Raw genomic sequence first — 26,667 nt, 5'->3', positions numbered from 1 at the left:
TACGACCCCGCCATCCACCGAACCAACGGGAAGATCAATACGCCCGCCGACCCGCCCCAAGCGCCATAGAGGTTGACTCAGGGAACTCATGAGCCGCCGCCTCGCCCGGACGGCGTCCCGGCAGTGCGGTGAGCGGTCGCGACGGGCTCGCGCGGCATAAACCGTCCCGTCGGCGAGGCCGTCAGCCAGTCCCGTTCCACCAGCCGCTTCGCCTTGGACCGCACTCCCTCGGTCTTCGCCGGCACCGCCTCAAGGCCCAGACGCTCGGCCAGTTCCTTCGCCGAGATCCCCTCACCGGCGCCCGGCTCAGCCTCTACCAGCTCGACGATCCGCCGGCAGTCCACCGAGAGCGCCTCCTCCGTCGCCGGCGCATGCCAGCGCGGCACGACCGAGCCGACGACCGGGGCGGCCGGTCCATCCGGCATCTCGTCCCGACCGGCCAGAGTCTCGGCGAGCTCGGCCGTGGCGATCATCCGTCGCTCCAACACCGCCTCCGCCTCGGCGAGTTCAGCAAGAACTCACTCCGCCTCGGTGCGAAGCTCCTCCGCCCGCGCCCGGGCAGCCGCCTCGCGCTCCTCCGCCAGCAGCATCACCGACGTCATCGCTCAACTCCGCATCACCGAGAACGAACTGAACGCCCGAACTCTCCCGCAGCCCTGCCGGGACATGAAGATCTCCGTGAGCCTGACCGTGGACCTCCCCAACCCAGCCCAGTGGGCCTTTGGACACAGTCGCGAGACCAGCGGGCGGGACTGCTGCGATCGTCCGTGAGGACGTACGGGCGTTGATCCTCAACGCCGTCCAGGCCGGGATTCCGCTGCTGAAGGAGGCCGGCGCGGAGGTCGCGCCGAAGCCCCTGACTGTCGCCGTCAGCCACTCCAAAACCCCCGTTCTTCGGAACGGGGGTTTTGGATGGAGTGGCTTCGCTGCGTGGCTGAAGGGGTGTGGTGCCACTGGCGAGGATCAGCCACATACCCGTGGAAGCCATAGAGCGTGTTCGAATAGCTGCCTAGCCCACGCGCGGGGAAGCGTGGGCGATTTTGCAGGAAAAAGGCCAGGAATTATTCCGCAGAGCGGAATATAACGTGCCGGTGGCGGGACGGAACGCTCCACTTGTGGAGATTTACTCGACATTTCTTGCCTTTAGGAACATTCAGCTGTTTTCGAGCTTCGAACGATCTCTTCGAGCCATTAATCTCGCTCCCGCCGCCACAGTCCGGAAAACATCTTCCGGATGACGGAAGTACCTGTTCTGGGTCTCGAGGATCTCTGTGCGGCCCAGTCCACCCATACGTTGCCGTCGCCCTTCCGGCGATCGTCCGTTCCGCGCAGAGTCCCTGTGGGGCCTGAAGTGGCGGTATCACCAGGAAACAGTCCTATTCCCAGGGGGAAACGGGAACATGAGCACGCGAAGAAACTTCATTGCGGCGACCACCACCGCAGCGGCGGCGGCGACTTTCCTGACCGGCGCGGGAGCCTCGCCGGCCGGAGCGGCTACCCCGGATGCGGCGGCTCCGGCAGGCAACGGGGACGCGGCCGGCGACCAGGTCACCGCGCGCGGCAATATCCTTCAGGTCGACACCGACATGCGCACCAACTACGACAAGCTGCGGGTCGGGGTGATGCAGCAGCTGACGCCGGTCATCGTGGTGGAGAACGGCATGCAGGGCGGTAAGTACACCCTGGTCCTGGACGGTCAGCGGTTCGTGGAGGAGCCGATCGACCAGATTTTCCAGCTGGCGAAGTCCATCGCACACGTCCCACTGGGGATCTTCTCCGTCATCGCGCCATACCTTGACCCCCGCGTTCCGGCCGGGCAGAAGGACATGTATGCCCGGGATCTGGCGATGACCGCGTACGTGGGGCCGGGCAAGACGGACTGGGTCGACCCGCTGACGAAGTTCGTCGCCGACCTCGACACCGCCCGACGCACCCTCGAACAAGCCGGGCTGCCCACCGACCTGAAGGTGTCCTGCGCGCACATCCTGGACGCAGGCATGACGTACGCGAACGACATCATCCGGCGCCGTACCTTCGACATGAAGGGCTTCGAGGATTTCACCGGCAAGGTCGGCGACGACATCAAGCAGAACATGTACTGGGCGGCGAAAGTCCAGATCGAGGCGGTCAAGGATCTCTTCACCCGCTGGAAGACCAAGGTCGGCGCCGACCGCTGGCACGAGCTGTACGTGGTGGTCCTGTCGATGTGGACCACCAGCGAGCTGAACCAGAACTCGATCATCATCAAGCACTTCATGGACGACGGGATGGCCGACAGCCACCTGATCGACCTGCCCTGTCAGGCCCCGTCGATCGCGAACGCGGTCGATGTGGCCCTCGACAACCTCGCCCGGATCGTCCAGGACAACATTGCGGCCCAGATGGTGTTCTCCACGGACCAGCAGCTGGCCGACGCCCTCAAGGGCAGGCCCGACCTGCTCTCCCAGGAACTCCTGAAGCTGCTGGGTGACACCGGTGCGACCGCGTCCACCGCATCGCTGGCGGCGTGCCCCTTCCACAGCAAGCTGAAGGCACAGCAGGCCGTACGTTCCGTCGCCGTCTGACCTTCTGCGACCGTCCCGTAAGACCCGGCGGCTTCCTGCCTCATCCTTTCCCCCGGATGGGGCGGGAGGCCGTCGCCCTTTTCCCGGGGGGAAAACCATGACCATGCCCTCTGTGTCCTCACGACGAAAACAGGTGTGGCTGCTGGCCGGCGTCATTTTGCTGGCCGTCAATCTACGCGCGGCGATCACCTCAGTCCCGCCGATCCTGTCGGCCCTGAAAGACGCCTTACGGCTGTCGGCGACAGCCGTCGATGTACTCACCACGCTGCCCGTGCTGTGCCTGGGCCTCTTCTCCTTCCTCGCACCCCGCCTCGCCCGGCGGATCGGGGAACGGGGCGCTGTCAGCTGTGCGCTGGGCCTGATTGCCGCCGGGGCCGCGCTGCGCGCCGTCCCGTGGCCGGTGGCGCTGTATGCGGGAACGATTCTGGCCGGTGGCGGGATCGCGCTGGGCAACGTCCTGATCGTTGCTGTCATCAAACGCCACTACGCCTCCCGCCTCGGCACCGTGACCGGGCTGGCCATGATGCTGATGGCCCTCTCAGGGGCGGTGGCGGCCGGCATCGCGGTCCCGGTGTCCCAGAGCACGGGCTGGCAGATCGCGCTGGCCCTGTGGGCGCTCCCGGCCGCTGTCGGCTCCTTCACGTGGGGAGCAGCCCCGGGCGGCGAGGACCGTGTAGTCACTGCTACGGCCAGGAAGGCTGAGCGGGCCGGGGAGGGAAATCTGCTGCGCTCGCCGGCGGCCAGGGCGATCATCGCGTTTCTGGGGCTGGTGTGTCTGGCGTTTTATGTCCTGGTGGCGTGGCTGCCGGAGATCATGCAGTCCCGGGGATATTCGGCGGCGACGGCGGGCACGATGATGTCCGTGATGCTCGCTCTGGGGGTGCCCCTGGGGCTGGTGATGCCGGTGGCCGCCTCGCGCTTGGACCATCAAGGGCCCCTGGTCGTGGCCGTTTTCACCGCGAAAGTCGTGGGGCTGGGCGGTATCTGGATCGCGCCGTCCGCGGGCTGGGCGTGGGTACTGATCCTGGGTGTGGCAACGGGCGGGGCGTTCCCGCTGGCCATGACTTTGCTGAGCCTGCGCACCACGGACGCGGCGGCGACGGCGCGGCTGTCGGGTATCGCGCAGACCGGCGGTTATCTCCTGGCCGGCTTCGGCCCGTTCGCCATCGGGTTTGTGCACAGCCTGAGCGGCGGCTGGGATGTCCCGCTGATCGTGCTGCTGGTCCTGGCGGTCCCCGAGCTGCTGGCCGGGCTGTATGCGGCACGGCCCGGTGTGGTGCGGGTCCTCCAGCGGGGACGGCACCGCAAGGGGGACAGTGCAGCGCAGCCGGTCGTATTCATCCCACGCCAGCGCAGTACTTCCTCCACGCCGGGTCGCCCGGTCCGCGAAGAGCGCTGAGCGGAACAGAAAACCCCCCGCTCCTTTGCCGGTTGTCCGGGGAGGGGCGGGGGTTTTGCGCTGGTCAGGCGCTGTTTCTTCGGCGGGCGTAGTGGCGGGCGACGCGTACCCGGTTGCCGCAGCCTTCCCGGGAGCACCAGCGGCGCGAGCCGTTGCGCGAGGTGTCGAAAAAATACAGGCCGCAGTCGTTGGCGCAGGTCCGCAGCCGGTCGACGTCGCGGGTGAGGAGGGTGAGGTAGCTGACGGCGGCGAGATGACCGATGAGGTGGGCGGGATCGTCGATGTCGAGGTGCTGTACCGGGCCGGTGGGGGTCAGTTCGTGACGCATGCGGCCGTGGCTCAACAGGGTGTTGAAGCGAGCCAGCGCGTTCGGGTCGGCGGGGTCGGCCAGGAACTGGGTGAGGATGTCGCGGGCGCGGCGGATGACGGTGAACGCGTAGTCGTCGGCGAACTGGTAGGGGTCGGGGTGGCCCTTGAGGTGGCCGCTGGTGTGCAGCCAGCGGTTGAGGGCGGCCCGGGTGTTGATCAGGTCGATGTGCCCGGTGCGGTCGCGGTAGCGGGTATTGACGAGGTCCAGGGCGACGGGTTCACCGGGTAGCGGGCGCAGGTCTTCGTGCAGGGGCATGACAGAAGGGTTCCTTTCTGGGCGGAACATGGCAGGAGGAAGGCGCGGCAGCCTGTCCCGAAGGGGGTGGGATGAGGCTGCCGCGCCTGGGAGAGGGCCGCACAGGGCCGGGGAGTGCGGTCTTCTCCCGCTTTAGGGGACGGGTGTCCAGGTGGCTTCGGGAGTGCTTTCGTAGCGCTGGCGCAGCGGGGCGCGGCGGAGCTTGCCGATGCCGGTTTTGGGGATGTCGTCCTTTCCGACGGGCAGCAGGCGGGCACCGGTGATACCGAAGCGGGCGGCGAGCATGCCGTGCAGGGTGCCCAGTTCGACAGGGGTGGGGTGGCCGTTTTTCGGGTGGAAGAACACGGCGAGGTTTTCCCCGGCCGTTGTTGTGACGGGAGTGGCCACCGTGTAGGTGGGGGCGGCGATGTCGAGTTCTTCCACGGCGGCTTCGATTTCGTGGCCGTGGTAGATGACGCCGGCGAGGGTGATCCGGTCGTCGGCGCGGCCGGTAACGGTCAGGATGGTGCCGTCGATATGGCCGAGGTCCCCGGTTGTGAACCAGCCGTCGGGGGTGAAGGACTGCCGGGTCAGGTCGTCGCCGTGATGGTATCCGTCGGTGACGGTGGCGCCGGCGACCTGGACGTGGCCGAGGGTGTTTTTGTCGGCCAGGGTGCCGTCGTCGGTGACGATGCGGATGCGGGTGCCGGGTTGGGGGCGCCCGACGGGTACGTAGCGCTGGCCGAGATATTCGGTGAACCGGCAGTCGGTGACGCCGGAGGAGGTTTCCGACATGCCCCAGCCCGGATACATGGCATCGCGCGGCAGCCCGTAGGGAGCCAGGCCGGTCATGAAGTCCTTGATGACGTCGGCGTGGAGGGGTTCCCCGCCGTTCATGATGTAGGTCAGGCAGGTCAGATCCCACGGGGTGCCGCTGACGCCCTGGAGGGCGTCGTTGACGAGCGCGAAAGCGTAGTTGGGCGCCCAGGTGCAGGTGATGCGGTGGGTGTGGACGGTGTCCAGCCAGCGCAGCGGGTCGTCCAGGATCCACCGTTGGGGGGCGTGGACCTGGTGGGCGCCCAGGTAGGTGTCGCGGGTGTGGAACATGACCAGGCCGCCGACATGGTCCAGGGGCATCCAGTTGAGAGTGCGCTGGCGGTGGTCGAGGTGGTTGACGTGGGCGGTCGCCGTGGTGCGGGTCAGGATGTTGCGGTGGGTCAAGCGCACGGCCTTGGGGGTGCCGGTGGAGCCGGAGGTCAGCAGGAGCAGCGCGAGGTCTTCGGGCCGTCCCTGGTGATGGCGCGGGTCGGGGGCGTGGCCGAGAAGGTATTCGTAGGTTCCGGTGGCGTAGGGGGTCATACCGGGGGGGATGGTGCGTCCGCTGCCGGTGATGAAGCGGGGCTGCCCATAGGCGGTCCACACCTGTTCGAGCAGGCCGTCCCGATCGGGCACCGGCAGCGGGACGTAGCCGCCCAGGTGGCAGGCCCAGTAGGCGGTGACCAGCTCCTGGGGGTCGGAAGTGTCGAGAAGGATGATGTCGCCGGGCTGGTTGAGGGTGCGGCGCAGGCCGGCAAGTACTTTCCGCGCGTTGTCCAGCAACTGGCCGTACGTCACGGCGGTGTGAGTGCCGTTGGTGTGGAGGAAAACGATTTTCTGCCGGCCGTGGCGCTGTGCTGTACGTATCAGGGCGTCGGCGAGGGTCGCCGTGGGCGCGGTGATGGCGGGGCCGCCGTCGAGGAAAGCCCTCCCGGTCATGACACTGCCTTCACGGGCTGCGGCATCGCGTGCTTGGCGGGCTCGGGCGCAGGGCGTGTGAGGGTGAAGGAGGCCAGCGCTGCGAGGCCGAGGGCTGCGGTGAGGATGCCCATGGGCACGGCAGAGGTTTTTCCTGCCAGGCCGACCAGCGGGACCATGGCGGCGCCGATGACGTGCTGGAAGAAGCCGATGAGGGCGGCTGCCGACCCGGCGATGTTGCCATGGTCGTTCATGGCCAGCCCCATGGAGGTCGGCATGATCAGGCCGACGGAGGCGACCATCACGAACAGCGAGACGAGCAGCGCGGCCAGCGGGGCGTTGGTGAAGGCGCAGACGAAGATGGCCACGCCTCCCAGGGCGCAGGCGGTGACTCCTGCCCCGAGAAGACGCCGGGGTCCGGTCTTGTGGACGATACGGCCGGTGATCTGGGCGGCGATGACCAGACCGAGGGCGTTGACGCCGAACACGTAGGAAAACCCCTGCGGGGACAGGCCGTGGATTTCTTGCAGGACGAAGGGGGCGCCGGCGATATAGGCGAACATGGCGGCGAATCCGAACCCGATCGACAGCAGGCAGCCCACGTAATTGCGGTCGGCGAGCAGGGTCTTGAAGGCGCCCTTGGCTGCCGGGCCCCGGCGGCGGTTCGGGGCGGGATGCGTTTCGGGCAGGAAAATCGTGCAGGCCAGGCCGATGACGACACCGGCCAGGGCCAGAGCCAGGAAAATACCGCGCCAGTCGGTGAAGCGCAGCAGCTGCCCACCGGCCAGCGGGGCGAGGGTGGGCGCGAGTCCGGTGACGAGGATCAGGGTGGAGAACAGGCGGGCTGCTGCTGCGCCTTCATGGCGGTCGCGGACGATGGCGGAGGCGATGACGATGCCGGTGGCGCCGCCGATGCCCTGGACCAGCCGCAACATCACCAGCAGCCAGATGTTGGGGGCAACAGAGCAGGCCACCCCCGCGGCGATGAACAGGAGCAGTCCGGCCATGAGGGGGCCGCGTCGCCCGAGGCGGTCGGAGATGGGTCCGGCGATCATCTGGCCGGTGCCGAGTCCGACCAGGCAGGCGGTCAGGGACAGCTGAGTGGCGGAAGCCGAGGCGTGCAGCTGGTCGGCGATCTGCGGCAGGCTGGGCAAATACGTGTCGTTGGCCAGGGGCCCGAGTGCGGTCAGGGCGCCGAGGAGGATGGTGAAGCGGAGGGTGCCTTGGGTTTTCGTCATCGTTTTCTCCAGGGGCCCCCGGCCCGTGTGCAGCAGGGCAGGGGGCTGTAGGGGGAAGGTCAGTAGGCGAGGCTGACACGGGCGCGGATCGCGGAACCCCGCTCGACCTCGTCGGCGAATCCGATCGCGAAGTCGGGGATGCTGATCTTCGAGTCGCCGTTCGCGTCGGTCAGCAGCTCATCGCCGCCCTTGCGGTAGGCGCCGGTCCGCTCCCCGGACTCGATCAGCTTGGGGGGCGAGACGAACGTCCAGTCGAGGTCAATGACCTGCCGGTACATTTCCAGCGCCTCGTTCTGGGCGGAGGCGTTCGCCTTCCACACCTCGGGGAAGTGCGGGGAGTCGATGACGCGGACACCGGGCGCAGTCAGCAGACTGCCCGCGCCGCCCAGCACCACAAGGCGCTTCACGTCGGTCAGGCGCAGGCCGGAGATGAGGGCTGCGGTGGCGCCCACGATGATGTCGCGGTCCTCGTCGCTCCCGTCGTGGCGGGGGCCGATCGCGGACACCACCACGTCGTGGCCTTCCGCCAGGTCGGCCACGGTGCGGGCGTCACGGACGTCGCCGGCCTGGGCGGTGTAATTTCCGGTGGTGGTGGTGTTCCCGGAGCGGGTCACACCGGTGACATGGTGCCCGCGGGTGATGAGTTCGTGGGTGATCGTCGAGCCGATGTTCCCGGAAGCGCCGAACAGAAGGATTTTCACGGGTTTCCCTTCGCAAATGCAGACGTAGGGGCGCGGATGCGCGTTAGTTTTCGTTGAGGAAATCGGGCTGGTCGTGGGTGATCTCGTCCCAGAGCAGCTCGAAGCTGAAGCGGGCCAGCTGCGTATCGCCGAACCCTTGGGCGGCGGCCTCGGCCTGGGCGGTGGTGAAGGCGTGGGGTTTTCCGGCAGCGTGGGCCAGCAGCTGCACCTGGGCGCAGGAGTCGTAGGTGAAGAACCGGTGGACGGCTTCCTCGATCGAACCGCCGACGGTGATCAGGCCGTGGTGACGCAGCATCAGGGCGCTGTTGTCCCCGACGTGGGCGGCGATGTCGCGGCCCTGCTCCACGGTGACCGAGGGACCCTCGTACGCCTCGTACAGGGCCTGGCGGCCGTGGAAGGCGGCGGATTCCTGGTCGATGGGCTCCAGCAGCCGGCCCAGCGAGCCGAGCGCGCGGGAGTAGGGCGTGTGGGCGTGCGCGATGGCGTGCAGGTCCGGGTACTGCTGGTGGATCGCGGCGTGGATGACAAAGGCGGACGGATTCACCTTCCGCGATCCCGCCACCACCCGGCCTTCGAGGTCGACACGGATCAGGTCGGCGACAGTGACCCGGTTGAAGGACACTCCGAACGGGTTCACCCAGAACTGGTCGGTGTACTGGGGGTCGCGGACAGAGATGTGTCCCGATATTCCCTCCCCGAAGCCCTCGCGGCCGAACAGGCGCAGGGCGGCGGCCAGGCGCTGCTTGACGTGACGGCGGTGCTCAGTGACGGTGGCGAATGTCTTGTCGGCGGGGATGGGCAGCCCAGTGGCCGTATCCGCGAGGAAAACAGGGCGCACGTCTTCGCTGGTCACGGTGTTCTCCTTGGGTCAGGCGCTCAGCAGCGCGGGCGTCAGCGGGGCGGCCGTCTGGTGGGCGGTGATGGCGTCGGTGATGTCGCGGGCCCGGTCGACCAGCGAGGGAATTCCCCAGGTGAAGAACAGGGCGCCGGCCGCGAGGTCTCCCAGCGCGTACAGGCACGGATCCGCCTGTCCGGCGACCGTCAGGCGGCTGGTGGCGCGTTCGATGGCCAGACCTCCGTAGGGGTTGACGGCCACGTTGCGCGAGCGCAGCAGGGAGGTGACCAGACGCTGGGCCGCGTGCGGGATGCGCTGAGCGGAAGGGCTGATGGTGTTGACGATCCGGTCGGCCGTGAAGGTGCCGCCAGCCGTGGTGAGCGTGAAACTGGTACTGCCTTCCGGGGCGATATGGTGCAGCCCCCCTTGCACGGACAGCTGTCCTGTATCCGCCAGCTCCAGCAGCAGGGCTGCCGAGGCGGGCGGCATCGGGCAGCACAGGCTCATCAGCGCCCGGTGGTGGTGGCGCAGCAGATACTTCTTGTCCTTCTCCGCCAGCAGCGGCCACACGTCGGGCCCGGTGTCGGGAATGGCCCGCTGCAATATGCGCAGCCCCAGATCCGTGTCGTCGACCAGAGACAGCTGACGGCGCAGCCGGTCCAGCGGCTTTTCAGTGAACGTGGAACCGATTTCCGCGAAAACCCTGTCCGGGTCACTGTCCGCCTGGACGAGTTCGCTGCGGCACATGGCGGCCAGCTCGGCCAGCGACAACGTCCCGCCCTGCGCCGCGAGGGCCTGCATGTGCGGCTGGGTCAAGTTCTTCACCGTGAAGTCAGCCGGCCGCTGCCGCACCGCGGGAAGCACTCCGTTACGGGAGACCAGCGTGATACTGCCTTGATGTCCCGTCGCGGCCAGGTACCGCACGGTGTCGACGGCCGTCAGTCCGCTGCCGAGGATCGCCACGTGATCGCCCATGCCGATCTCGTGAAGCCGGTCGACCGCCGGATACGGATCCCCGATATACCCCTCGGCCCCCGCCAGACTGTAGAGATCCTCCGGCGCCCCCCTCCCTACGCACAGCACGGCGTAGTCGAAGACACGGGCCCGGCCGTCTTTCGTCTGGAGCATGACCCGCTGCGCACAGCGTGCAGCCGAGGTCACCGGCGCGCCGATCAGATCTACACGCCAGCCTTTACGGCGCAGCCTGCCCATGGCGCTGTAGGCGGTGTGTTCGAGGTATTCGCCGTAAATGGTGCGAGCGATGAAGCGGGCCCCGGAGTGCGGGTCGGGCACCGTGAGGCTTTTCGTGATCCGGTCGCGGCCGGCGAGCCAGTACGCGAAATGCTCCGGATCCCCGGCGCGTACCGACATGTCGGCGGGCACCATGTTGATCGTGAGGGTTTCGGTGTCGACCTGGTAGGGCCTGCCCCGCCACAGGTGCGGGGACGGCTCGAACACGGTCAGGGAGCCGGGCGCCAGCGTGGAGGCGGTCAGCGCATCGAGCAGGCACACCGCCGCTGCGCCGCCCCCGACGACGGCGATGGATGATCCCCCGTTCATCTCTCACGCTCCCGGGGCGGAATAGAAGTCACGGAGCGACACGGTGAAGTCGTCGCGGCCCTGCTCGTAGTTGATGCAGTACTGGCGGGGGTAGAACCCGGCGTTCTTCCACGCGGCAGGCTGGTTGATGGGGAAGCAGCCGTCCGCGTTGGTCCCGGCGGCGAGGCCCGTAAACCACGCCTTGGTGATCATCGGCTCCTCGAACAGGAGGTCTCCGTCCCACCCTCCGTACATGAAGGTGTGCGTGAACGGCTGGCCGTGCCATTCCGGGGAGGCGTCGGCGTCCATGAGGTGGTTGCCCATGGCGCCTTCGGCGGCTTCCTTGTGGTCCATGTAGCCGGCCGGCATGTACGGGGCAGGGATTTCCTTGGTGGCCGTGGCGTAGTCGTCGCAGTTGATGACGAGCCCGCACGGCCCGGTACGGATCGCGTCCCGCACCGACTTGGGCTTGAGGTAGAAGTGGAAATCGAAGTGCGGCACGTCGTAAATGCCGGGCAGGCCGTGCCCCTTCGGGTTGTAGTTGGCCAGCACCCACTGGGAGGACAGGCCCGGCGCCGCGGTGGCGGTGGCCGACGGCAGGGCGAGGGGGTGCTCATAGCCACCGACACATTCGGTGTCCTGGTCCACGCGCCCGTCACCGTTGACGTCGTAGCAGTGGTGACGGTCGTTCATGTCGGTGGGCAGCCCCGCCAGCGCATCCCGGGTAAACGTCACCCCGACCGCGTAGGGGGTGCCGTCCTGGTTGGTCTGGGTGTAGGAGCGCAGGTTGCCGTTACCGAGATCCTGGGCGGGGCCGAACGCGGCACACGGCCCTTCGTACGAGCGGGTGCGCTGCTTCAGGGAGGCGGCGGCCTCGGGCGCAACGGCGGTGGTCTTCCCGCCGTCCATGCTGTCGGTGACGCACATGACCGTGGTGGTACTGCCTCCGGTGGCGTGCGCGGTGGGGGTGGTGAGCATGCTCGTGGCAATCAGGGCGGTGGCGGCGAAAATACGGGTGCGGTTCATGAGGCGGCGCTTTCGGTGTCGAGGCGGTGAAAACCACCACCGAGGAAAATCAGCGGGGTGTGCTCGGAGCCGGCAGCACCCAGGGCGACGGCCTCGCCGATCACCTGGACGTGGTCACCGACCGCGTAGCGGTCGTAGTAGCGGCACTCCATCCACCCGGCCCCGGCGAACAGCAACGCTCCTGTGTGCTCTCCGGGACGGGTAGCGGCGGCGCGCAGGGCACGGTCCCGCTCGGGCCGCCGTCCCGCGAACGTACGGGCCGTCTCTTCCGCGTCCGCGCCGAGGATGGAGACGGCGAACACGCGTGAGGCCAGTGCATCGGCGAGGAATTCGGAGTCCGCCCGGAAACTCAAGCTCACCAGTGGCGGGGTGAGGGACAGTGAGGCAAGAGAGTTGACGGTGATCGCGTTGTGGCGACGGGCACCGGCCCGTGTGTAGCGGCAGGTCGTCGCGATACATACACCGGTGGCGAACTGGCGCATGACGCTGCGCAGGTCGTCAGTCACGGGAAAAACCTCCAGAGCGTGAGCAGGAGGGCAGCCGGGAGCCGGCGGGGGAAGGGGGAGACGGCACCCGGCTGCGTCTGTGGGTGACCCTGCGGTCAGCGGTCCTCGGCCCAGCGGCCCCGGGTGAAGCCGTCCAGGTCGTAGTCGCCCATCGCCTTGTCGACCTGGGCGCCGTAGGCGTCGAGCAGCCCCATCGCCTGCGCGGCGTTGGCGGTGTCGAGACGCACCTGGTCGGGGCCGCCCGCGTAGTTCAGCTCATACAGCTCATGACGGCCGCCGAACTCGCTGCCGATCGCGTCCCACGCCAGCTTGAACAGCTTGATCCGCTCCTCCGCACCCCCGGCCGAGCCCCGGTAAAAACGATCCAGCAGCGGGCGCAGCTCGGTGTTCTGCAAGTCCTTGTAGCTGGAGCCGGTCATCAAGAGCGAGCCCGCCAGGTGCTCCTCGAAGAAGTCGTGGACCCGGCGCCAGGACAGGGGGGCCAGCACCCGGTGACTGGCGGCATATTCCAGCTTCGGCAGCACCGTTCCCGCCGGACCCTCCTCGGGGTCCATGGCCATGGCGGTGGTCATCGCCCACGTCAGATGACGCCACGCGAGGAGTTCGCCCAGCCCGGCCTTGACGCCCCTGAAGTCCTGGGTGCCGTTCATGCGGGTGCCCTTGTCGAGGAGGCCCGCCATGAACTCCAGCTTGACCGCCATCCGGATGGCGCCCTGGAAGAAGCCGCGCGACAGCAGGCCCGAGCGGGGGAAGTACTCGTGGATCTTCTCGGTGTCCCGGTAGATCAGCACGTTCTCCCACGGGATGAACGCGTTGTCGAAGACCAGGACCGTGTCGTTCTCGTCGAACCGGCTGGAGAGCGGACTGTCGAACGGGGACGCGGCCTTCTTCTCGTAGGAGGGACGGCAGATCACCTTCAGGCCCGGGGTGTTCATCGGCGCGATGAACGCCAGCGCCATGTCTTCGGCCTTGCCCTTTTGCAGGTTGCCCAGGTGGATCTGACCCACGAACGCCGCGTTCGTCAGGGCCGAGCCGGTCGCCATCAGCTTGGCGCCCTCCACCACGATGCCGTCATCCCGCTCCTCGACGACCGTGATGAATACGTCCGAGATCTCGTGCGAAGCCCGGTTGCGGTCCACCGGCGGGTTGACGATCGCGTGCGAGACGGCCATGCCCTGCTTGACGTACTTGTCGTACCAGGCCCGCGCGTTGGAGTCGTAAGGGGCGTAGAAATCCTGGGTGGAGACGAGGCCGGCCATGAAGGAGGCCTTGTAGTCCGGCGTGCGGTTCATGAACCCGTAGCTCATGCGCGCCCAGTGCTCGATCGCGTCCCGGGCCTTGAGCAGTTCCTCGGCCGAGTGCGCGGGGGTGAAGAACCGGTGGACGCGGTGGCCGGTGTACCGGTCGACCGTCGTCATCAAGTCCTTCGTCTCCGGCGCGTGCAGCGCGTCATACAGGTGCGCGGACGACTTCGCGGCGCCTGCGAACGCCGGATGGGTGGTGACGTCCTTGACGACCTCCCCGTCCACGAAAACCTGACGCCCGTCCCGCAGGCTCTCCAGAAAGGAGTCGCCCGTCATCAGCTCGTTGGGCGCCTCATCGGGCGTGGGTACAGCAGACATATCTGGTCCCCTCCGAAAAAATGGGCATACGGAAGAAATAGGTGCTTTTCCGGGCGGGACGGAAGGGACAAAAAAGGCTCCTGGCGTCCCCCGTGACGCACTTCTCCCGCACAGCAGCGGTCGCCCTCAAGGACGGGTCGAGCCCTCCTTGAGGTGTTCACGAAGCTAACACATCGCGTAAGCGTTGGTAACGCTCCCGGGCATGAAAAAAGCCCCGCCCGACCCGGGCGGGGCCCCTCTGACCTGCGAAAATCTAGGAATCAAGCGACCGCGACAACGCCTGAACCACTTCATCCTCCACCGTCACAGTTCCCGACAGCGTCCCCACCAGCGCCCGCGCCAGCACCGCCGCAGCCGCCTTGCCCGCATCCCCGTCCTCCTGCGCCTGACCCGTCACCTTCCCGAGGACCGCATCACGCACCACCTCAGACACCGCCAGATCCCCGAACAGCTCGGGAAACGACAGCATCATGAGACACACGCCCACGTTCGCCGCCAGAATTGCCTGGCCCGCGACCACCGGCGCCAGCACCAGCCGCCCCGCCGCCTCGCACCGCCCCAGCACTCCCAGCAGCAACGCCTGAGCCTCCTTGACCGCCTGCGACTTCGGCTCCCCGTCCGGCGTGAACATCAACCGGTACAGATGCGGATTTTCCAAGGCGAAACGCACGTGACTGTCCCACGCCGTCCGCACATCCGCCACGGGATCCTCCGTCCGGGGGTTCTTCCGCTTGCTGGCCAGAAAACGCTCAAAGCCACGGTCTGCCACCACCGCCATCAACCCCCGCTTCCCCCCGAACTGCCGGGAAATCTCAGGGGCCCCCACCTGCGCCTTCGCGCAAATCGACCGCGTAGAGATCTCCTCCGCACTCTGCGAAGCAATCAGCTCGGTCGTGGCGGCCAGAATGCGCTCTCTCGCTGTCGACATGAAGCCATGCTAACAGTTCACGTATGAACCGCTAACGCCCCTGACCAGGGGAAACTGCCAACCCACACAAACGGAACCACTGGCACCATGTACACCCCGCTTACGTCTTGTGTTAGCGTCGCCAACACCACAGGGCGCTCATCAGCGCTACTGCCTTCCACATTCCTCAAAGGGGACCCCCATGGGCACCACCACGCTGCGCCAGCTCAACAAGTTCGACGAGACCCCCGCCTCCCTGGCTGACGCAACCGTCATCCTCATCGACTTCCAGAACACCTACACCCACGGCACCATGGAACTCGACGGATGGAAGGACGCCGTCGCCGAAGGCAAGCGCCTCCTTGCCGCAGCCCGCGCCGCAGGCGCCACCGTCATCCACGTCCAGGACAAGGGTTACCAGCCCGACACCGAAGACGGTCAGATCATCGCCGACATCGCCCCCATCGCCGGAGAAGGCCGCGTCATCAAGTCCGTCCCCAACGCCTTCCACGAGACGAACCTCGCCACCCTCGTCAAGGAAGCCGGACACGAAAACGTCATCCTCGCCGGCTTCATGACGAACATGTGCGTCCTGTTCACCGCCCAGGGCGCCTTCCTCAACGGCTTCCGCCCCACCGTCGTCGCCAAAGCCTCCGCCACCCGGTCCCTGCCCACCACCGCCGCAGGCCAGGAGCACATCTCCGCCCAGCAGATCCACGACGGCGCACTCGCCACCGTCACCGAGCTCTACGGCATCGTCGTCCCCACCGTGAACGACCTCGCCTGACAGCCCCCGGACACCGTCGGGGGAAGCTGGACGGAGTTTCCCCCGACGGTCTGCACCACCCAAGGCGCCCCGCTCTCCGATCGTGCCGGAGACGGGGCGCTGTCGTGAGTAAGAAGACATCTCATCTGCTACCGCAGACTCACCAAATGAGATGTCTTCTTATCTCCAGGTGGTCGTGACGGGGTCAGGCGGCCGGCCACGAGGCGGCGGCCTTACGGGGAGCGCGGTCAGCTGGGCGCGGGCCCTGGCTGCTCTCGGCCACGTTTGCCGAGATCTTCACGCTCTGGGCATCCACCACGGCTGCCGACGGTTCGGCGACACGACCGTGGGCGCGGCGTGTCTTGTCCCGCAGCAGGTCATGGACCCGCCCGGTGGTGCCGTCCGCCTCCCACTTCGCGTAGTAGTCGTAGACGGTCTTGTGCGGTGGGAAGTCGTGGGACAGGTACTCCCACGGAATGCCGGTTCGGTTGACATAGAGGATCGCGTTCACGATCTCCCGCAGGTCATGCACCCGAGCCGCCACACCGGGCCCAGTCCGCCCGGACCGCCACTCCGTGAACACCGGCTCGATCAAAGCCCACCGGGCATCAGACACATCACCGCGATACGGGCGACGAGTGCTCACCCACTGTGCAATGACCCATCATCGCCAGCAGCCACAAGAACATCCCAAATCACCAACTACCTAGATCAGATGTCCTCTTACGCGGGCACCCTCGTCGCCTGGGCCAAAGTCCTTCCTCCACCTGACGATCAAGACCGTGAGCAGGCCCAAGGGGGCCAAGGGGTTTGTGATCCTGCCAAGGCGCTGGGTGGTGGAGAGGTCGCTGGCGTGGTTGTTGCACGCGCGCCGGAACGTCCGCGACTACGAGACCCGCCCCGAGCACTCCGAAGCGATGCTCACCCTCGCCGCGATCACGTTCATGACCCGGCGACTCACCCGCCACCCCATCCATCCCACGGCCGCTGCCCCACGGCCCGCCCAGGCTCTCCAGGCAGCCTGACTGAACGCTTGAATCCCGCAACGGAGTCCTGGCAGCTGAGCATGATGGACTCATGCCATGACGACAGTGATACCCCGCGTGCTCCATGCCCTTCACGCGTTTCATGCCGCCCATCCCTGGGACCACAATGCCCATTACCACCGATGGATCCTGCGGCAGCTCCCCAGACGATTCGACCGGGGCCTGGACGTGGGATCCGGGAGCGGTGACCTCGCCAGACTTCTGGCTTCACGAGCAAAGTCGGTGCAAGGCGTCGACGCCGATCCCATGATCGTTGAGCGAGCGCGGGAGCTCACTCCTCCGGCCGTCCCGGTGTCGTTCACCGTTGGTGATGCGCTGACCGAGATACCACCGGGCTCCTACGACGTCATCACGTGTGTCGCCGCCATCCACCATCTTCCTCTCGCCGATGCTCTCGACCGTTTCCGCCAACATCTGTCGCCCGGGGGAACTTTGGTCATCGTCGGGGTCGCACGCCCGCAGTCCTTCGGCGATCATCTTCTCGGCGCCGCTGCCATTCCACTGAATGTCGCCATGGCCTGGATCAAGACCAAGGGGCGCAGGGCGCCACGGCCTGCCTCCATGACTGCCCCAACCCGACCAGCATGCATGACCTTCTCCGACATCGCCCGCACCGCCGGCAACGTGCTGCCTGGAGCCCGACTGCGACGCCGCCTCTTCTGGCGCTACACCCTGGTCTGGCACCAGGCCTAACGGACCCACTTGGACACCGCAAACCTCACCCATCCCACACTCCCAGCTCAAAGATGGGTTCTCAACCCCGCAGCGACCGCTGAGCCGCCCCGAAGTTGTCGGACAGGGGTCCCCGATGGGATCGAAGTCCGGAACGGCGGAGAGAGCACGTGGCACCAAAGCGTAGGAAGTTCAGTCCCGAATTCAGGGACGAGGCGGTCAAGATGGTGGTCGTGGGCCCGGCCGAGCGCCGAGGTCGCACGGGAGACCCAGGCGAACGAGGGAACTCTGGGTACCTGGGTCAGCCGCTACCGGCAGGAGCACGCCGGCGAGGAACCGCCCCTGAACATCGGCGAACGCGCTCGCCTGCGTGAGCTGGAACGCGAGGACCGTGAACCGCGGATGAAGGCCGAGTTCCTAGCAAAAGCGGCGGCCTTCTTCGCCCAGGAATACCGGTGACGGAGAAGTACGAGTTCATCGGCGGCGAGTCCGGCACCTGTCCCGTGCGGCAGATGTGTGTCTGGGCAGGTGTATCCACATCGGGTTTCCATCACTGGCGTTCCCGGCCGCTGTCGGCCACCGTCGGGCGCGCCGCACAGAACTCAAGGAAATCATCCGCCAGGTCCTCTCCGACTCGCACGAGACCTACGGCTACCGGCGCGTCCACGCCGCCTTGAAGAGGATGAACGTGCAGGCCGGGCCGGAGCCGGTCCGCGCTCTGACGCGCGAGCTGGGCCTGGTCCCGTGCCAGCCACGGCCCTGGCGGCTGACCACCGTCGCCGACGACACGGCGCCGTCCACACCCGACCTGATGGCCCGTGACTTCACCGCGGATGCACCCGGCCGCAAACTGGTCAGCGATATCACGTATATCCATACCCGGGCCGGGTTCTTCTATCTCGCGACGGTCAATTGACTGCCACACCAAGGCCGTGATCGGCTGGGCGACGGCCGACCACATGAAGACCTCGCTCATATCGGACGCGCTCGACATGGCAGCGCGGAACACCAACCTCGCCGACGGCTGCATATTCCATTCCGGCCGCGGCAGCCAATACACTTCTCGGGAACTCCTGGGGAAACTTCGCTCGTTGGGAGTTGCTTCGGTTCGCGGCTCCCGGGATCGGGAGCGTCCGCGCGCAGCTCCCCGTGCCCCTGTTCGCTCTTCCTACACACCGACCCGCTGGCGCGCCGGAGCCCGGCCCGGGCGGCGGCCGCCGCGGTGGCGGCCCGCCGAGTGCCGGTGCTGGGCCTGGGCCTCCGGGCTGCCGGAGGGCCAGGCGGCGACGGGGTTGCCCAGCCAGTGGGTGCCGCCCGGGAGTTCCTCGCCGCGCATCACCAGGGAGTGGGCGCCGACCGCGGCGGCCGTCCCGAGCCGGGAGCCGGGCAGCACGATCGAGTGCGGGCCGAGGGTGGCGCCCTCCTGCAGATGGACGGTGTCCAGCCGCATCACCCGGTCGTGGAACAGGTGGGTCTGCAGCACCGTGCCCCGGTTCACGCTCACGCCGTCCTCCAGTGTGATCAGGTCGGTCTCCGGCAGCCAGTGCGTCTCGCACCACACGCCGCGGCCGATCTTCGCGCCCAGGCTGCGCAGCCAGATGTTCAGGAACGGCGTGCCGATCAGTGTGCTGCCGAGCCAGGGCATCGCGACTTCCTCGACGAAGACGTCGTACAGCTCGTTGCGCCACACGAAGCTGGACCACAGCGGGTGCTCGGCCACCTTGAACCGGCCGACCAGCAGCCACTTGGCCAGCGTCGTCATCGCGCAGGCGACCACGCCGAGGCCGAGCAGGATCAGCCCGCCGCCGGCCACCCCGGCCGCCAACCCGAACCGGTCCACCACGTCCTGCAGCGAGCCGAAGGCGACGTCGCCGAGGAGCGCGGTGCAGACGATCGGCAGGAAGCGGCACAGCTCGACCACCGCACGGGCCAGCACCAGCCGGCGGAGCGGGTCGTAGGTGCGGCTCGGGTCGCCGCCGTCGGCGACGCGGGGGAGCTCGATGGCGGGCCGGCCGAGCCAGGACGAGCCGGGCTCGGACCGCTCGGGGGCGTCCGCGAGCACACCGACCAGGGCGTTGTCGGGCAGTTCGCGGCCCGGGCCGACGATGCCGGAGTTGCCGACGAAGGACCGGCGGCCGACCCGGGAGGCGCCGATCCGCAGCCAGCCGCCTCGCACCTCGTACGGCGCGATCAGGGTGTCGTCGGCGAGGAAGGCGCCGTCGTCCACCTGCATCAGCTTGGGGATGGTCAGCACGGTGGACGCTTCCACCCGGCGACCGACCTTCGCGCCCAGCAGGCGCAGCCAGACCGGGGTGAACAGGCTGGCGTAGTACGGGAAGAGGGTGCCGCGCGCGCCGTTCATCAGGCTGGAGACGATCCAGGTGCACCAGGCGACCTTGCCGTGCGCCGGGTGGTAGCCGGGCTTGATCGGCACGCTGAACAGCCGGACCACCAGGATCAACAGCAGCGAGTAGGTGGCCAGCGATACCAGCACCAGCAGCGGCGTGGCCACGATCGTCTGGACGATCGCCGGGGTGAGCGTCTTGTCGGTGTCGATCAGCGGGTACAGCAGCAGCAGCGACGGCGCCGCGGCGATCAGCGGCAGCAGGCCGAAGCCGAGCAGCGCGACGCCGTACATCAGGTCCCAGAAGCGGGAGCGTCGGTGGTCCGGCGCGGGCCAGCCGTTCGCGGGGCGGCCCGACGGGCGGGCTGGGGAGCCGTGCCAGTACTCGCCGTCGGCGACCGGGGCGAGCACCGAACTGCCCGGGGCGACCTCGGCCCAGGCGCCCACCTTGGCGCCCGGCAGCAGCGTGGATCGGGCGCCGACCCGGGACTCCGGGCCGACCTCCAGCGCGCCGAGGCGCAGGATGTCGCCGTCCAGCCAGTAGCCGGTGATGTCGACCTCCGGCTCGATCGAGCAGCCGTCGCCGAGCTTGACCAGGCCGGTCACCGAGGGCATCGAGTGCAGGTCGACGTTCTTGCCGACCCGGCAGCCGAGCACGCGGGCGTAGCGTCCGGCCCAGGGGGTGCCCATCAGGGAGGCGACGTTGAACATCGTGACCACCCGCTCGGCAGTCCAGATCCGCAGGTGCACCGAGCCGCCGCGCGGGTAGCTACCCGGCTTTATGCGGGTGGTCAGCATCCGGGCCGCGCCGGCGCCGATCACCAGGCGGGCGGGGGCGCTGGACAGCAGGAACCAACCGGCCAGGATCACCCACCAGGACGTGTGCGGCGCCCAGGGCAGGGTGCCGAAGGTCAGGTTGTCCAGGGCCGTCAGGCCGATCACCCAGCGCAGGCTGCTGATCGTGTAGAGGACAGCGAGCACAAGGAACTGGATCACGCCGACCCGGCGCGGGGTCGGGCGCACCTGCCTCTCCTGGCGGGCCGGGCCGCTGAGCTCGTCCAGCTTGGCGGCGAGGCCGAGCAGCCCGGGGTGGGCGTAGATGTCCGCGACGGAGATGCCGGGGCAACGGGTGCGCAGCACCGAGACCAGCTTGGCGGCGGCCAGGCTGGTGCCGCCGAGCGCGAAGAAGTCGCCGTCGGCGTCGACCGGCATGCCGAGCAGGGCCTCCCACTGCTCGGCCAGCCAGCCGGCCGTGCCAGTCGGGCGCGAGCCCGCGGCGGACGGGTCGGGGCCGGAGGTGGCCAGCGGCCAGGGCAGCGCGTTGCGGTCGACCTTGCCGGAGGTCTTCGTCGGCAGCCCGTCCACGGTGGCCAACACGGGGACCAGCGCCTGCGGCAGCCGCTCCAGCAGCAGGGCGCGGGCGGCGGTCGGGTCGTACGGCGCGCCCGGGTGCAGCACCAGGTAGCCGACCAGCAGCTCGCCGCCGGCCGGGGTCTTGCGGACGGCCGCGGCGGCGGCGCGCACGCCCGGCAGGGCCTGGAGCGCCGCGTCCACCTCGCCGAGCTCGATCCGGCGGCCGGACAGCTTGACCTGCTCGTCCGCGCGGCCGACGAAGATCAGACCGTCGGGCTCTGCGCGGACCAGGTCGCCGCTACGGTAGACGCGCGAGCTGTGCAGATAGGGGCTGCTGCCGTACTTCTCGGCGTCCTTGGCCGGGTCCAGGTAGCGGGCGGTTCCGACGCCGCCGATCACCAGCTCGCCGGTGCCGCCCCAGGGCACCGGGTGGCCCTGCTCGTCCATGACTGCGATCTCCCAGCCGTCCAGCGGGGCGCCGATCCGGACCGGCTGGCTCGGGAACATCTGGGCGGCGGTGGCGACGACGGTGGTCTCGGTCGGGCCGTAGGTGTTCCAGAACTCGCGCCGTGGCGAGGCGATACGTTCCACCAGCTCGGGCGGGCAGGACTCGCCGCCGACGATGACCAGGCGGACCCGCTCCAGGCACTCGACCGGCCACAGCGCGAGCAGCGTGGGCACGGTGGAGATCACGGTGATCCCGCGCTCGACCAGCCAGGGGCCGAGGTCGGTGCCGGTCTTGACCAGCGAGCGCGGCGCGGGCACCAGGCAGGCGGCGTGCCGCCAGGCCAGCCACATCTCCTCGCAGGAGGCGTCGAAGGCGACGGACAGGCCGGCCAGCACCCGGTCGCCCGGTCCGACCGGGGCGCCCTGGAGGAATATTCGCGCCTCGGCGTCCACGAAGGCCGCGGCGCTGCGGTGGCTGACCGCGACGCCCTTGGGCCGTCCGGTGGTGCCGGAGGTGAAGATGATCCAGCAGTCGTCGTCCGGGGCTGGCCAGGACGGCCGCCCGCCGGGGCGCACGGTCGGGCTGGGGGTGATGCTCCGGCCGGCGCCGAGCACCACACAGACCTGGGCGTCCTCCCAGATCATCGCGGCCCGCTCGTCGGGGTCATCGGCGTCCACCGGCACGTATGCGGCGCCGACCCGCAGCACGGCCAGGATGGCGACGTACAGGTCCGAGGTGCCCGAGGGCACCCGGACGCCGACCCGGTCGCCGTTGCCGACCCCGTATGCCGCGAGCCGTCCGGCGAACTCGTTCACCTCGTGCATCAGCGCCCGATAGTCGAGCACGGTGCCGCCCGCGTCCAGGGCGGGGGCGTGCGGGTACGCCTCGGCGGAGGTCACCAGGATGTCGAGCAGGGTCCGGGCAGGAGCGGCGGAAGCGACGGGCCAGATCGCGCCGGTGTTGAAACCACGGTTCTCGATGACGTCCATCAACCTTTTCTTGCTGGTCTGCGGCTCGGGAGACGGCGCGGAACTCGTGGTGCCGCAGCCAAGCGGGAGGACGCGCATCGAACAGTTGACCGCCTTGGCGTCGATCCTCTGCCGAGGCTAACGGACACCGGCGGTGAGATTACGCCGAGTAGCGGCTCTTCATCGAACTCTCATATGAAGGTTTTCTGTCCATTCGACGTTGTTTTTGTGGGTCGATGATGGATAAGAACCACCACTCCTACGGTGATGGGTCCAATTCCGATCCTCTGTGCCCGGCCCAGCGATTCACGGAACGCGGTCGCGCCGATCTCGGCGACGGCGGCCGCGCCGACGCTCCGAACACTTCCGAATCGAGACCGATGGTGCCGGCCACCGGGTCCACCGCGCGTTCCTCGCCTCCGTACGGGTCCTCGGAGAGAGCGTCGGCATCACCGGCGAGCGGGAGGGCAAGGCGATCCACACCACGGACCGGTCCAAGTAACAGGCCAGGCCCTGCTTTGCAGCCCAGGCCACGGATAGGAGTTCCGGGCCTCACCCCCGGTCAGACCGCGATCCGGTAGATACCGGTTCGCCCCTCAACCGGCCGTGAGCAGGCGAGGAGGTAATCGGTGTCGGTGCCCGGCGGCCGGCGGGTGTCGCCAGACCACAGGACGCCGTGAAGGGCGGACGGACGCAGCATGGCCTTCGACACGTCGTCGTGGATGAAATCGTCCAAGGTGTCGTCCGTCATCTGTTCCGCGAGGGCGACACGGCCCCGCTCGCTTTCGAAGGCCGTCGGAAGGTGGCGCGCGTCCTCCGTTGCGGTCGCTGTGCCCGGACGGCTGGTGATCACGGTGATGACCTGCGGGTGACACAGGTTCCAGCGGAACAGCCGGCAGCAGCCCGCTCACGATCGGAGCCCTCGGCAGCCAGGGCCGGAAGAACTCCCCGACGACGCCCAGTGAGCGGGTTCGTGAGCCTGGCTCCGCGCATTCCTGTGCCCCCGCCGCAGTAGACCGTATGAAGCGGCCGTTCTGTGCTGGTGAGTGAGGGCGGCTGCCGCTGCGAAGTCCGATGCCCCGTAGGGAAGTTGACGCGGGTTGCCCGCCGGTGGGCACGGTGGCGGGTAGTGCCGCAATTTCCGGGAGGCACCGGATGCTCTCCGAGCGTACGTCGGTCGGCCTGGATGTCCATGCCCGCACCACGATGGCGTGGGCGCTGGGCTGCGAAACGGGCCAGATCTTCAGTCAGCGTCTCGATGCCGAGACGCACAACGTGATGACGTGGGTGACCGGGCTGCCGCAGCCGGCCGCGGTCGCCTATGAGGCCGGGCCGACCGGGTTCTTCCCGGCCCCGCGCGTTCTCCGAACTGGGGGTGCGCTGCGTGGTGGCGGCCCCGTCGAAGATGGAACGCCCCGCAGGCGACCGGATCAAGACGGACAAGCGGGATGCCCAGCGGCTGTCGAAACTGCTGCGGACGGACGAGCTGCCCGCAGTGCGGGTGCCGACGCCGACCGAGGAAGCCGCCCGCGATCTCGTCCCGGGCCGGGACGACACGCGCCGGGACCTGGCCCGGGCCCGCAACCGGATCTCCAAGCTGCTGCGGCAGGGCCGGGTCTGGCGCGGCGGCTCGGGCTGGACGTGCATCCACCACGAGTGGCTGTCCAAGCAGCGGTTCACGGATGCGTATACGCAGTTCGCCTTCGACAACGGCCTGGAGGAGGTCCTGGCCCTGGAGGCGATGCGGGACCGCAACGCGCACTGCACCCTGCAGTCAGAGCCCGAGCCACGGTATATCTGTGAGCCACGGTATATCTGTTCCCCCGAGCGCGGCCTCATGAATGGTTCGTTCGTCGTCTGGGAGTGCTGCTCGTTTTCGGCACCGCTCTGACCGGCGGTGCCCTGTGGCGCAGAGGCCGGGCCGCCGCCGTGGCCCGTCTGCTGCTCGCCGGTGCCGGCGTGGGATTCGTACTGGCCGGTCTGGCCCCCGCAGACGTCAACGAGAACCAGCATGCCCTGGGTGCCCTCCTCATCATGGCAGCGGGCAACATCGGCCTCCTCCTGACGGGGTTCACCCTGGCAGAACACAGTGCGGCGGCCCCCCTGCGGTGGGGCACCAGCCTGCTGGGAGTCACAGCGATCACGGCCTTCGGGCTGTTCCTCTCCCAGCACTACCTCGGTCTCAGCATGGGAGGTATGGAACGGGTCGCCGCATTTCCCCTCCCGCTCTGGGCGCTGGCTGCCGGCGTTCACGGTCTCATCCGCCGGGCAGGCCGTCTGCACGAAACGATGCCGACAGGACCTCTCAGCCGCGCTGGTTGACGGCTTCGAGCAGGGCGCCAAGTCGACCGGAGGGACGCGTGGTTGGCGGTAGCGTCGTAGTCGTGGCGGCGCATCAAGGAGAGGGCGCGGGGCCCGGGCCCGTCGACGAGCCGGCAGCCGTCGAGCGGGCGTTGAACGCGCCGTGGTCGCGGGATGGCCCGGTAGAGCGGCTTTGCCGAGGACCCCGGTCAGGCGTGCTCCGCCGCGCGCTCGATCCGGTCGAGCAGTCGCTGGTGCCGGGCCGCGTGGGCGAAGTCGGGTACTTCGGACGTGCCGTCTGCCAGGTCGCGCTGGATCTGTGCGTAGGCGGCGCCGACATTGTATGCGGGGGTGCCGCGCACATCGTGGAGCGCGGGGTCGAAGTACCGCTCGGGTACGGTGAGTCGGCTGAGTTCGGCGGCGGATCCGTGCGCTCCGTCGATGCTGAACTCGCCCATCTGAAGATGTCCGGTATCACCGGTGATGACCAGGTCTCCGTCCGTTCCGTTGATCTCCCAGTGGAAGTTGGTGCCGCGGGACACGCCGCCGCGATAGTGGACGGAGGCCACGGCGCCGGAGGAGAGGACGCCGCCGAACACCACCTGGTCGGCGACGTTGGGTCGGTAGACCCGGCCGGACTGCGGGTCCTTGACTTCTCGGTGGCGGGTGGCGGTGACAGCGGTCACCTGCTCGATATCACCGAGCACCATGGTCAGCCCGTCCGTGGTGTGCCCGAACGGGATGGTCAGCATGGTTGCGCCGTTGGCGCGGTCCAGCAGGTAGGCGCCGCCCGCGGGAAATTCTGTTCCCCAGCCCCCGCCCGAGGCCACCAGGCTGGTCGAGATCACCTCACCGACGTAGCCATCGGCAACCAGGTCGCGCAGGTAGCGCACGGTGGGCGCGGACCGGGCCTGCAGTCCGGTGAAGGTGTGCAATCCGCGTCCGGCAGCTGTGGCCGCCAGTTCCTCGGCCTCGGCCGGCCCGTTGCCCAACGGCCACTCGGACAGCACCATCTTCCCTGCAGCCAGGGCGGATTGGATGATCTCCCGGTGGTTCGGCACCTTCACGGTGACCACCACCAGGTCGACTTCTTCGGCCGCGGCCAGTTCATCGGCCGTTCCGAAGGACTGCGCGACTCCGTACTTCGCCGCGGCCTGGCGGGCCGACTCGGCGCTGCTCGCAGAAAGTGCGCGCAGTTCAAAACCTTGCAGCCGCTGCAGCGCGGGCAGGTGGGCCAGGGAGGCCCAGCCCCGCCGCGCGGAGAGGCCGACGATGCCCACGCCAATCGAGGACTGCCGGGGTGAGGACATCGGTAGGCTCCATCTCTGCGCGATAGACTGTTCGATGCAATACGAACACTTAAGAGTGTACGAAGTTCGTCGAACAATGTGCAACCCCCTGCCAGGAGCAGCACCTGATGACCGCTTCCCTACCCGAACACATTCACCCGCGCGAAGTTTCACTCGCCACCGCCCTGTCGGCCCTCGCCGACCCCGTACGCCTCAGCCTCATCCGCGAGCTCTTTGCGGCTGAGGACTGGGAGCGGCCATGCGGCAGCTTCGACGTGCCCGTGCGTAAGGCCGCTCTCAGCCACCACTTCGCCGTACTACGGCAAGCCGGCCTCCTGGAACAGCGCGACAGAGGTCAGCGACGCTACAACCGCCTCCGCCGCCCCGAGTTCGACGAGCGCTTCCCCGGCCTCCTCGACCTGGCCCTCCGCACCGACCTCGACTGAACCCACATGCAGCCGGCACGAAGACCGTGCCGGGGCCCGGGTGTCTACGCCGCGACCAAGGCCGCGATCCGCAGCCTCGCCCGCACCTGGGCCGCCGGACTCGCCGGCCGCGGCATCCGCGTCAACGCCCTCACCCCCGGCCCCGTCACCACCCCCGGCGCCGACAAGCTGCGGGCCACGATCCGGCAACGCGATCAGGCCACCGAGTCCGCCGCACCGACCCCTCTCAGCCGCACCGGACATGCCGACGAGGTAGTCAATTCCTTGGTGTGGTCGGCTTGGGGGGTTCCGCTGTGGGAGCACCGGGGCCTGCGGTGCCGCGCCAGCGGTTGACTTCGACGTTTTCCAGGACGCCCAGC

General features: G+C 68.4%; 25 protein-coding genes and 2 pseudogenes. 12 read left to right on the top strand and 15 right to left on the bottom strand.

Annotation, left to right across the window (positions count from 1 at the left end; genetic code table 11):
* Positions 1-86: 86 nt before the first annotated feature.
* Positions 87-473, bottom strand: a complete 387-nt coding sequence (locus ADK54_RS44540) for a hypothetical protein (RefSeq protein ID WP_053731242.1) — start codon at positions 471-473, stop codon at positions 87-89.
* Here ADK54_RS44540 and ADK54_RS47095 point away from each other — a divergent pair.
* From ADK54_RS47095 to ADK54_RS42575, 3 genes are all read left to right on the top strand, one after another.
* On the top strand, positions 463-771 hold the full coding sequence (locus ADK54_RS47095) for a hypothetical protein (RefSeq protein ID WP_234392443.1): 309 nt from the start codon (positions 463-465) through the stop codon (positions 769-771). The genes ADK54_RS44540 and ADK54_RS47095 overlap by 11 nt on opposite strands.
* 629 nt (positions 772-1,400) lie before the next feature.
* Positions 1,401-2,564 carry a hypothetical protein gene (locus ADK54_RS42580; protein ID WP_053731241.1) on the top strand — a complete coding sequence of 388 codons (1,164 nt, stop codon included), beginning with the start codon at positions 1,401-1,403 and terminating at the stop codon, positions 2,562-2,564.
* Positions 2,565-2,661: 97 nt separating this feature from the next.
* A complete protein-coding gene (locus ADK54_RS42575) occupies positions 2,662-3,963 on the top strand; it encodes a CynX/NimT family MFS transporter (RefSeq protein ID WP_234392442.1) in 1,302 nt (433 codons plus the stop codon).
* 64 nt (positions 3,964-4,027) lie between these two features.
* Here ADK54_RS42575 and ADK54_RS42570 read toward each other — a convergent pair whose 3' ends face one another.
* The 10 genes from ADK54_RS42570 to ADK54_RS42525 form a co-directional block, all read right to left on the bottom strand.
* Entirely contained in the window at positions 4,028-4,588 is a 561-nt protein-coding gene (locus tag ADK54_RS42570) for a CGNR zinc finger domain-containing protein (protein WP_063802187.1), read from the bottom strand.
* A 132-nt stretch (positions 4,589-4,720) separates the two neighbouring features.
* Positions 4,721-6,322, bottom strand: a complete 1,602-nt coding sequence (locus ADK54_RS42565) for an AMP-binding protein (protein WP_053731239.1) — start codon at positions 6,320-6,322, stop codon at positions 4,721-4,723.
* Positions 6,319-7,539: a multidrug effflux MFS transporter gene (locus ADK54_RS42560; protein ID WP_053731238.1), complete on the bottom strand. Its 1,221-nt coding sequence runs from the start codon at positions 7,537-7,539 to the stop codon at positions 6,319-6,321. Before ADK54_RS42560 ends, ADK54_RS42565 begins: the two co-directional genes overlap by 4 nt.
* Positions 7,540-7,598: 59 nt before the next feature.
* On the bottom strand, positions 7,599-8,240 hold the full coding sequence (locus ADK54_RS42555) for an NAD(P)-dependent oxidoreductase (RefSeq protein WP_053731237.1): 642 nt from the start codon (positions 8,238-8,240) through the stop codon (positions 7,599-7,601).
* Positions 8,241-8,283: 43 nt separating this feature from the next.
* Positions 8,284-9,093: a class II aldolase/adducin family protein gene (locus tag ADK54_RS42550; RefSeq protein ID WP_234392441.1), complete on the bottom strand. Its 810-nt coding sequence runs from the start codon at positions 9,091-9,093 to the stop codon at positions 8,284-8,286.
* 15 nt (positions 9,094-9,108) lie between these two features.
* Positions 9,109-10,635, bottom strand: a complete 1,527-nt coding sequence (locus tag ADK54_RS42545; RefSeq protein ID WP_053731236.1) for an FAD/NAD(P)-binding protein — start codon at positions 10,633-10,635, stop codon at positions 9,109-9,111.
* 3 nt (positions 10,636-10,638) lie between these two features.
* The gene (locus ADK54_RS42540; RefSeq protein WP_053731235.1) at positions 10,639-11,640 is read right to left on the bottom strand and encodes a DUF5602 domain-containing protein; all 1,002 of its coding nucleotides are present in this window, start codon (positions 11,638-11,640) and stop codon (positions 10,639-10,641) included.
* Entirely contained in the window at positions 11,637-12,146 is a 510-nt protein-coding gene (locus ADK54_RS42535; protein WP_063802186.1) for a flavin reductase family protein, read from the bottom strand. Before ADK54_RS42535 ends, ADK54_RS42540 begins: the two co-directional genes overlap by 4 nt.
* Positions 12,147-12,241: 95 nt before the next feature.
* Entirely contained in the window at positions 12,242-13,768 is a 1,527-nt protein-coding gene (locus ADK54_RS42530; protein WP_053731234.1) for a 4-hydroxyphenylacetate 3-hydroxylase family protein, read from the bottom strand.
* A gap of 253 nt (positions 13,769-14,021) precedes the next feature.
* Positions 14,022-14,696 carry a TetR/AcrR family transcriptional regulator gene (locus tag ADK54_RS42525; RefSeq protein WP_053731233.1) on the bottom strand — a complete coding sequence of 225 codons (675 nt, stop codon included), beginning with the start codon at positions 14,694-14,696 and terminating at the stop codon, positions 14,022-14,024.
* A gap of 181 nt (positions 14,697-14,877) precedes the next feature.
* Between ADK54_RS42525 and ADK54_RS42520 the strand changes: the two genes are divergently transcribed.
* Positions 14,878-15,462 carry an isochorismatase family protein gene (locus tag ADK54_RS42520; protein WP_053731232.1) on the top strand — a complete coding sequence of 195 codons (585 nt, stop codon included), beginning with the start codon at positions 14,878-14,880 and terminating at the stop codon, positions 15,460-15,462.
* Positions 15,463-15,646: 184 nt separating this feature from the next.
* Here ADK54_RS42520 and ADK54_RS42515 read toward each other — a convergent pair whose 3' ends face one another.
* Positions 15,647-16,057: a transposase gene (locus ADK54_RS42515; RefSeq protein ID WP_267887086.1), complete on the bottom strand. Its 411-nt coding sequence runs from the start codon at positions 16,055-16,057 to the stop codon at positions 15,647-15,649.
* Positions 16,058-16,159: 102 nt separating this feature from the next.
* On the opposite strand from ADK54_RS42515, the pseudogene ADK54_RS42510 reads away from it, so the two are divergent.
* From ADK54_RS42510 to ADK54_RS49065, 4 genes and pseudogenes are all read left to right on the top strand, one after another.
* Positions 16,160-16,466 (top strand): annotated as a pseudogene (locus ADK54_RS42510) (transposase); the annotation flags it as partial.
* A 57-nt stretch (positions 16,467-16,523) separates the two neighbouring features.
* Entirely contained in the window at positions 16,524-17,180 is a 657-nt protein-coding gene (locus ADK54_RS42505; RefSeq protein WP_053731229.1) for a class I SAM-dependent methyltransferase, read from the top strand.
* A 493-nt stretch (positions 17,181-17,673) separates the two neighbouring features.
* Complete coding sequence (locus tag ADK54_RS42500; RefSeq protein ID WP_053731228.1) at positions 17,674-18,075, top strand: IS3 family transposase; 402 nt, start codon at positions 17,674-17,676, stop codon at positions 18,073-18,075.
* Positions 17,993-18,205, top strand: a pseudogene (locus ADK54_RS49065) (IS3 family transposase); the annotation flags it as partial. The gene ADK54_RS42500 and the pseudogene ADK54_RS49065, both read left to right, overlap by 83 nt.
* 122 nt (positions 18,206-18,327) lie before the next feature.
* Here ADK54_RS49065 and ADK54_RS42495 read toward each other — a convergent pair.
* Together ADK54_RS42495 and ADK54_RS42490 are read right to left on the bottom strand one after the other, a co-directional pair.
* On the bottom strand, positions 18,328-22,293 hold the full coding sequence (locus ADK54_RS42495; RefSeq protein ID WP_063802185.1) for a Pls/PosA family non-ribosomal peptide synthetase: 3,966 nt from the start codon (positions 22,291-22,293) through the stop codon (positions 18,328-18,330).
* Positions 22,294-22,834: 541 nt separating this feature from the next.
* Positions 22,835-23,125, bottom strand: a complete 291-nt coding sequence (locus ADK54_RS42490; protein ID WP_053731227.1) for a hypothetical protein — start codon at positions 23,123-23,125, stop codon at positions 22,835-22,837.
* 468 nt (positions 23,126-23,593) lie between these two features.
* Here ADK54_RS42490 and ADK54_RS42485 point away from each other — a divergent pair, with 468 nt between their 5' ends.
* Together ADK54_RS42485 and ADK54_RS42480 are read left to right on the top strand one after the other, a co-directional pair.
* Complete coding sequence (locus tag ADK54_RS42485; protein WP_420717488.1) at positions 23,594-24,163, top strand: IS110 family transposase; 570 nt, start codon at positions 23,594-23,596, stop codon at positions 24,161-24,163.
* Positions 24,136-24,594, top strand: coding sequence for a DUF998 domain-containing protein (locus tag ADK54_RS42480; protein ID WP_053731225.1), 459 nt, complete (start codon positions 24,136-24,138; stop codon positions 24,592-24,594). The genes ADK54_RS42485 and ADK54_RS42480 overlap by 28 nt, the downstream gene beginning before the upstream one ends.
* Before the next feature lie 188 nt (positions 24,595-24,782).
* On the opposite strand, the gene ADK54_RS42475 is transcribed toward ADK54_RS42480, so the two are convergent.
* Positions 24,783-25,883 carry a Gfo/Idh/MocA family protein gene (locus tag ADK54_RS42475; RefSeq protein WP_053731224.1) on the bottom strand — a complete coding sequence of 367 codons (1,101 nt, stop codon included), beginning with the start codon at positions 25,881-25,883 and terminating at the stop codon, positions 24,783-24,785.
* A gap of 107 nt (positions 25,884-25,990) precedes the next feature.
* Between ADK54_RS42475 and ADK54_RS42470 the strand changes: the two genes are divergently transcribed.
* A complete protein-coding gene (locus ADK54_RS42470; protein ID WP_053731223.1) occupies positions 25,991-26,308 on the top strand; it encodes an ArsR/SmtB family transcription factor in 318 nt (105 codons plus the stop codon).
* Between the two features lie 6 nt (positions 26,309-26,314).
* On the top strand, positions 26,315-26,641 hold the full coding sequence (locus ADK54_RS42465) for an SDR family oxidoreductase (protein ID WP_078967078.1): 327 nt from the start codon (positions 26,315-26,317) through the stop codon (positions 26,639-26,641).
* Positions 26,642-26,667: the final 26 nt, after the last annotated feature.

The organism is Streptomyces sp. WM6378, assembly GCF_001279695.1.
Lineage (GTDB): Bacteria > Actinomycetota > Actinomycetes > Streptomycetales > Streptomycetaceae > Streptomyces.
This window is presented reverse-complemented; position numbering and strand designations above follow the sequence as displayed.

What these genes read in the sequence shown, in the direction of transcription:
- ADK54_RS44540 (WP_053731242.1), bottom strand. Translation starts at nt 473, where the DNA reads ATGATCGCCACGGCCGAGCTCGCCGAGACTCTGGCCGGTCGGGACGAG.
- ADK54_RS42580 (WP_053731241.1), top strand. Translation starts at nt 1,401, where the DNA reads ATGAGCACGCGAAGAAACTTCATTGCGGCGACCACCACCGCAGCGGCG.
- ADK54_RS42575 (WP_234392442.1), top strand. Translation starts at nt 2,662, where the DNA reads ATGACCATGCCCTCTGTGTCCTCACGACGAAAACAGGTGTGGCTGCTG.
- ADK54_RS42570 (WP_063802187.1), bottom strand. Translation starts at nt 4,588, where the DNA reads ATGCCCCTGCACGAAGACCTGCGCCCGCTACCCGGTGAACCCGTCGCC.
- ADK54_RS42565 (WP_053731239.1), bottom strand. Translation starts at nt 6,322, where the DNA reads ATGACCGGGAGGGCTTTCCTCGACGGCGGCCCCGCCATCACCGCGCCC.
- ADK54_RS42560 (WP_053731238.1), bottom strand. Translation starts at nt 7,539, where the DNA reads ATGACGAAAACCCAAGGCACCCTCCGCTTCACCATCCTCCTCGGCGCC.
- ADK54_RS42545 (WP_053731236.1), bottom strand. Translation starts at nt 10,635, where the DNA reads ATGAACGGGGGATCATCCATCGCCGTCGTCGGGGGCGGCGCAGCGGCG.
- ADK54_RS42540 (WP_053731235.1), bottom strand. Translation starts at nt 11,640, where the DNA reads ATGAACCGCACCCGTATTTTCGCCGCCACCGCCCTGATTGCCACGAGC.
- ADK54_RS42530 (WP_053731234.1), bottom strand. Translation starts at nt 13,768, where the DNA reads ATGTCTGCTGTACCCACGCCCGATGAGGCGCCCAACGAGCTGATGACG.
- ADK54_RS42525 (WP_053731233.1), bottom strand. Translation starts at nt 14,696, where the DNA reads ATGTCGACAGCGAGAGAGCGCATTCTGGCCGCCACGACCGAGCTGATT.
- ADK54_RS42520 (WP_053731232.1), top strand. Translation starts at nt 14,878, where the DNA reads ATGGGCACCACCACGCTGCGCCAGCTCAACAAGTTCGACGAGACCCCC.
- ADK54_RS42505 (WP_053731229.1), top strand. Translation starts at nt 16,524, where the DNA reads ATGACGACAGTGATACCCCGCGTGCTCCATGCCCTTCACGCGTTTCAT.
- ADK54_RS42495 (WP_063802185.1), bottom strand. Translation starts at nt 22,293, where the DNA reads ATGGACGTCATCGAGAACCGTGGTTTCAACACCGGCGCGATCTGGCCC.
- ADK54_RS42485 (WP_420717488.1), top strand. Translation starts at nt 23,594, where the DNA reads ATGAGGCCGGGCCGACCGGGTTCTTCCCGGCCCCGCGCGTTCTCCGAA.
- ADK54_RS42475 (WP_053731224.1), bottom strand. Translation starts at nt 25,883, where the DNA reads ATGTCCTCACCCCGGCAGTCCTCGATTGGCGTGGGCATCGTCGGCCTC.
- ADK54_RS42470 (WP_053731223.1), top strand. Translation starts at nt 25,991, where the DNA reads ATGACCGCTTCCCTACCCGAACACATTCACCCGCGCGAAGTTTCACTC.
- ADK54_RS42465 (WP_078967078.1), top strand. Translation starts at nt 26,315, where the DNA reads ATGCAGCCGGCACGAAGACCGTGCCGGGGCCCGGGTGTCTACGCCGCG.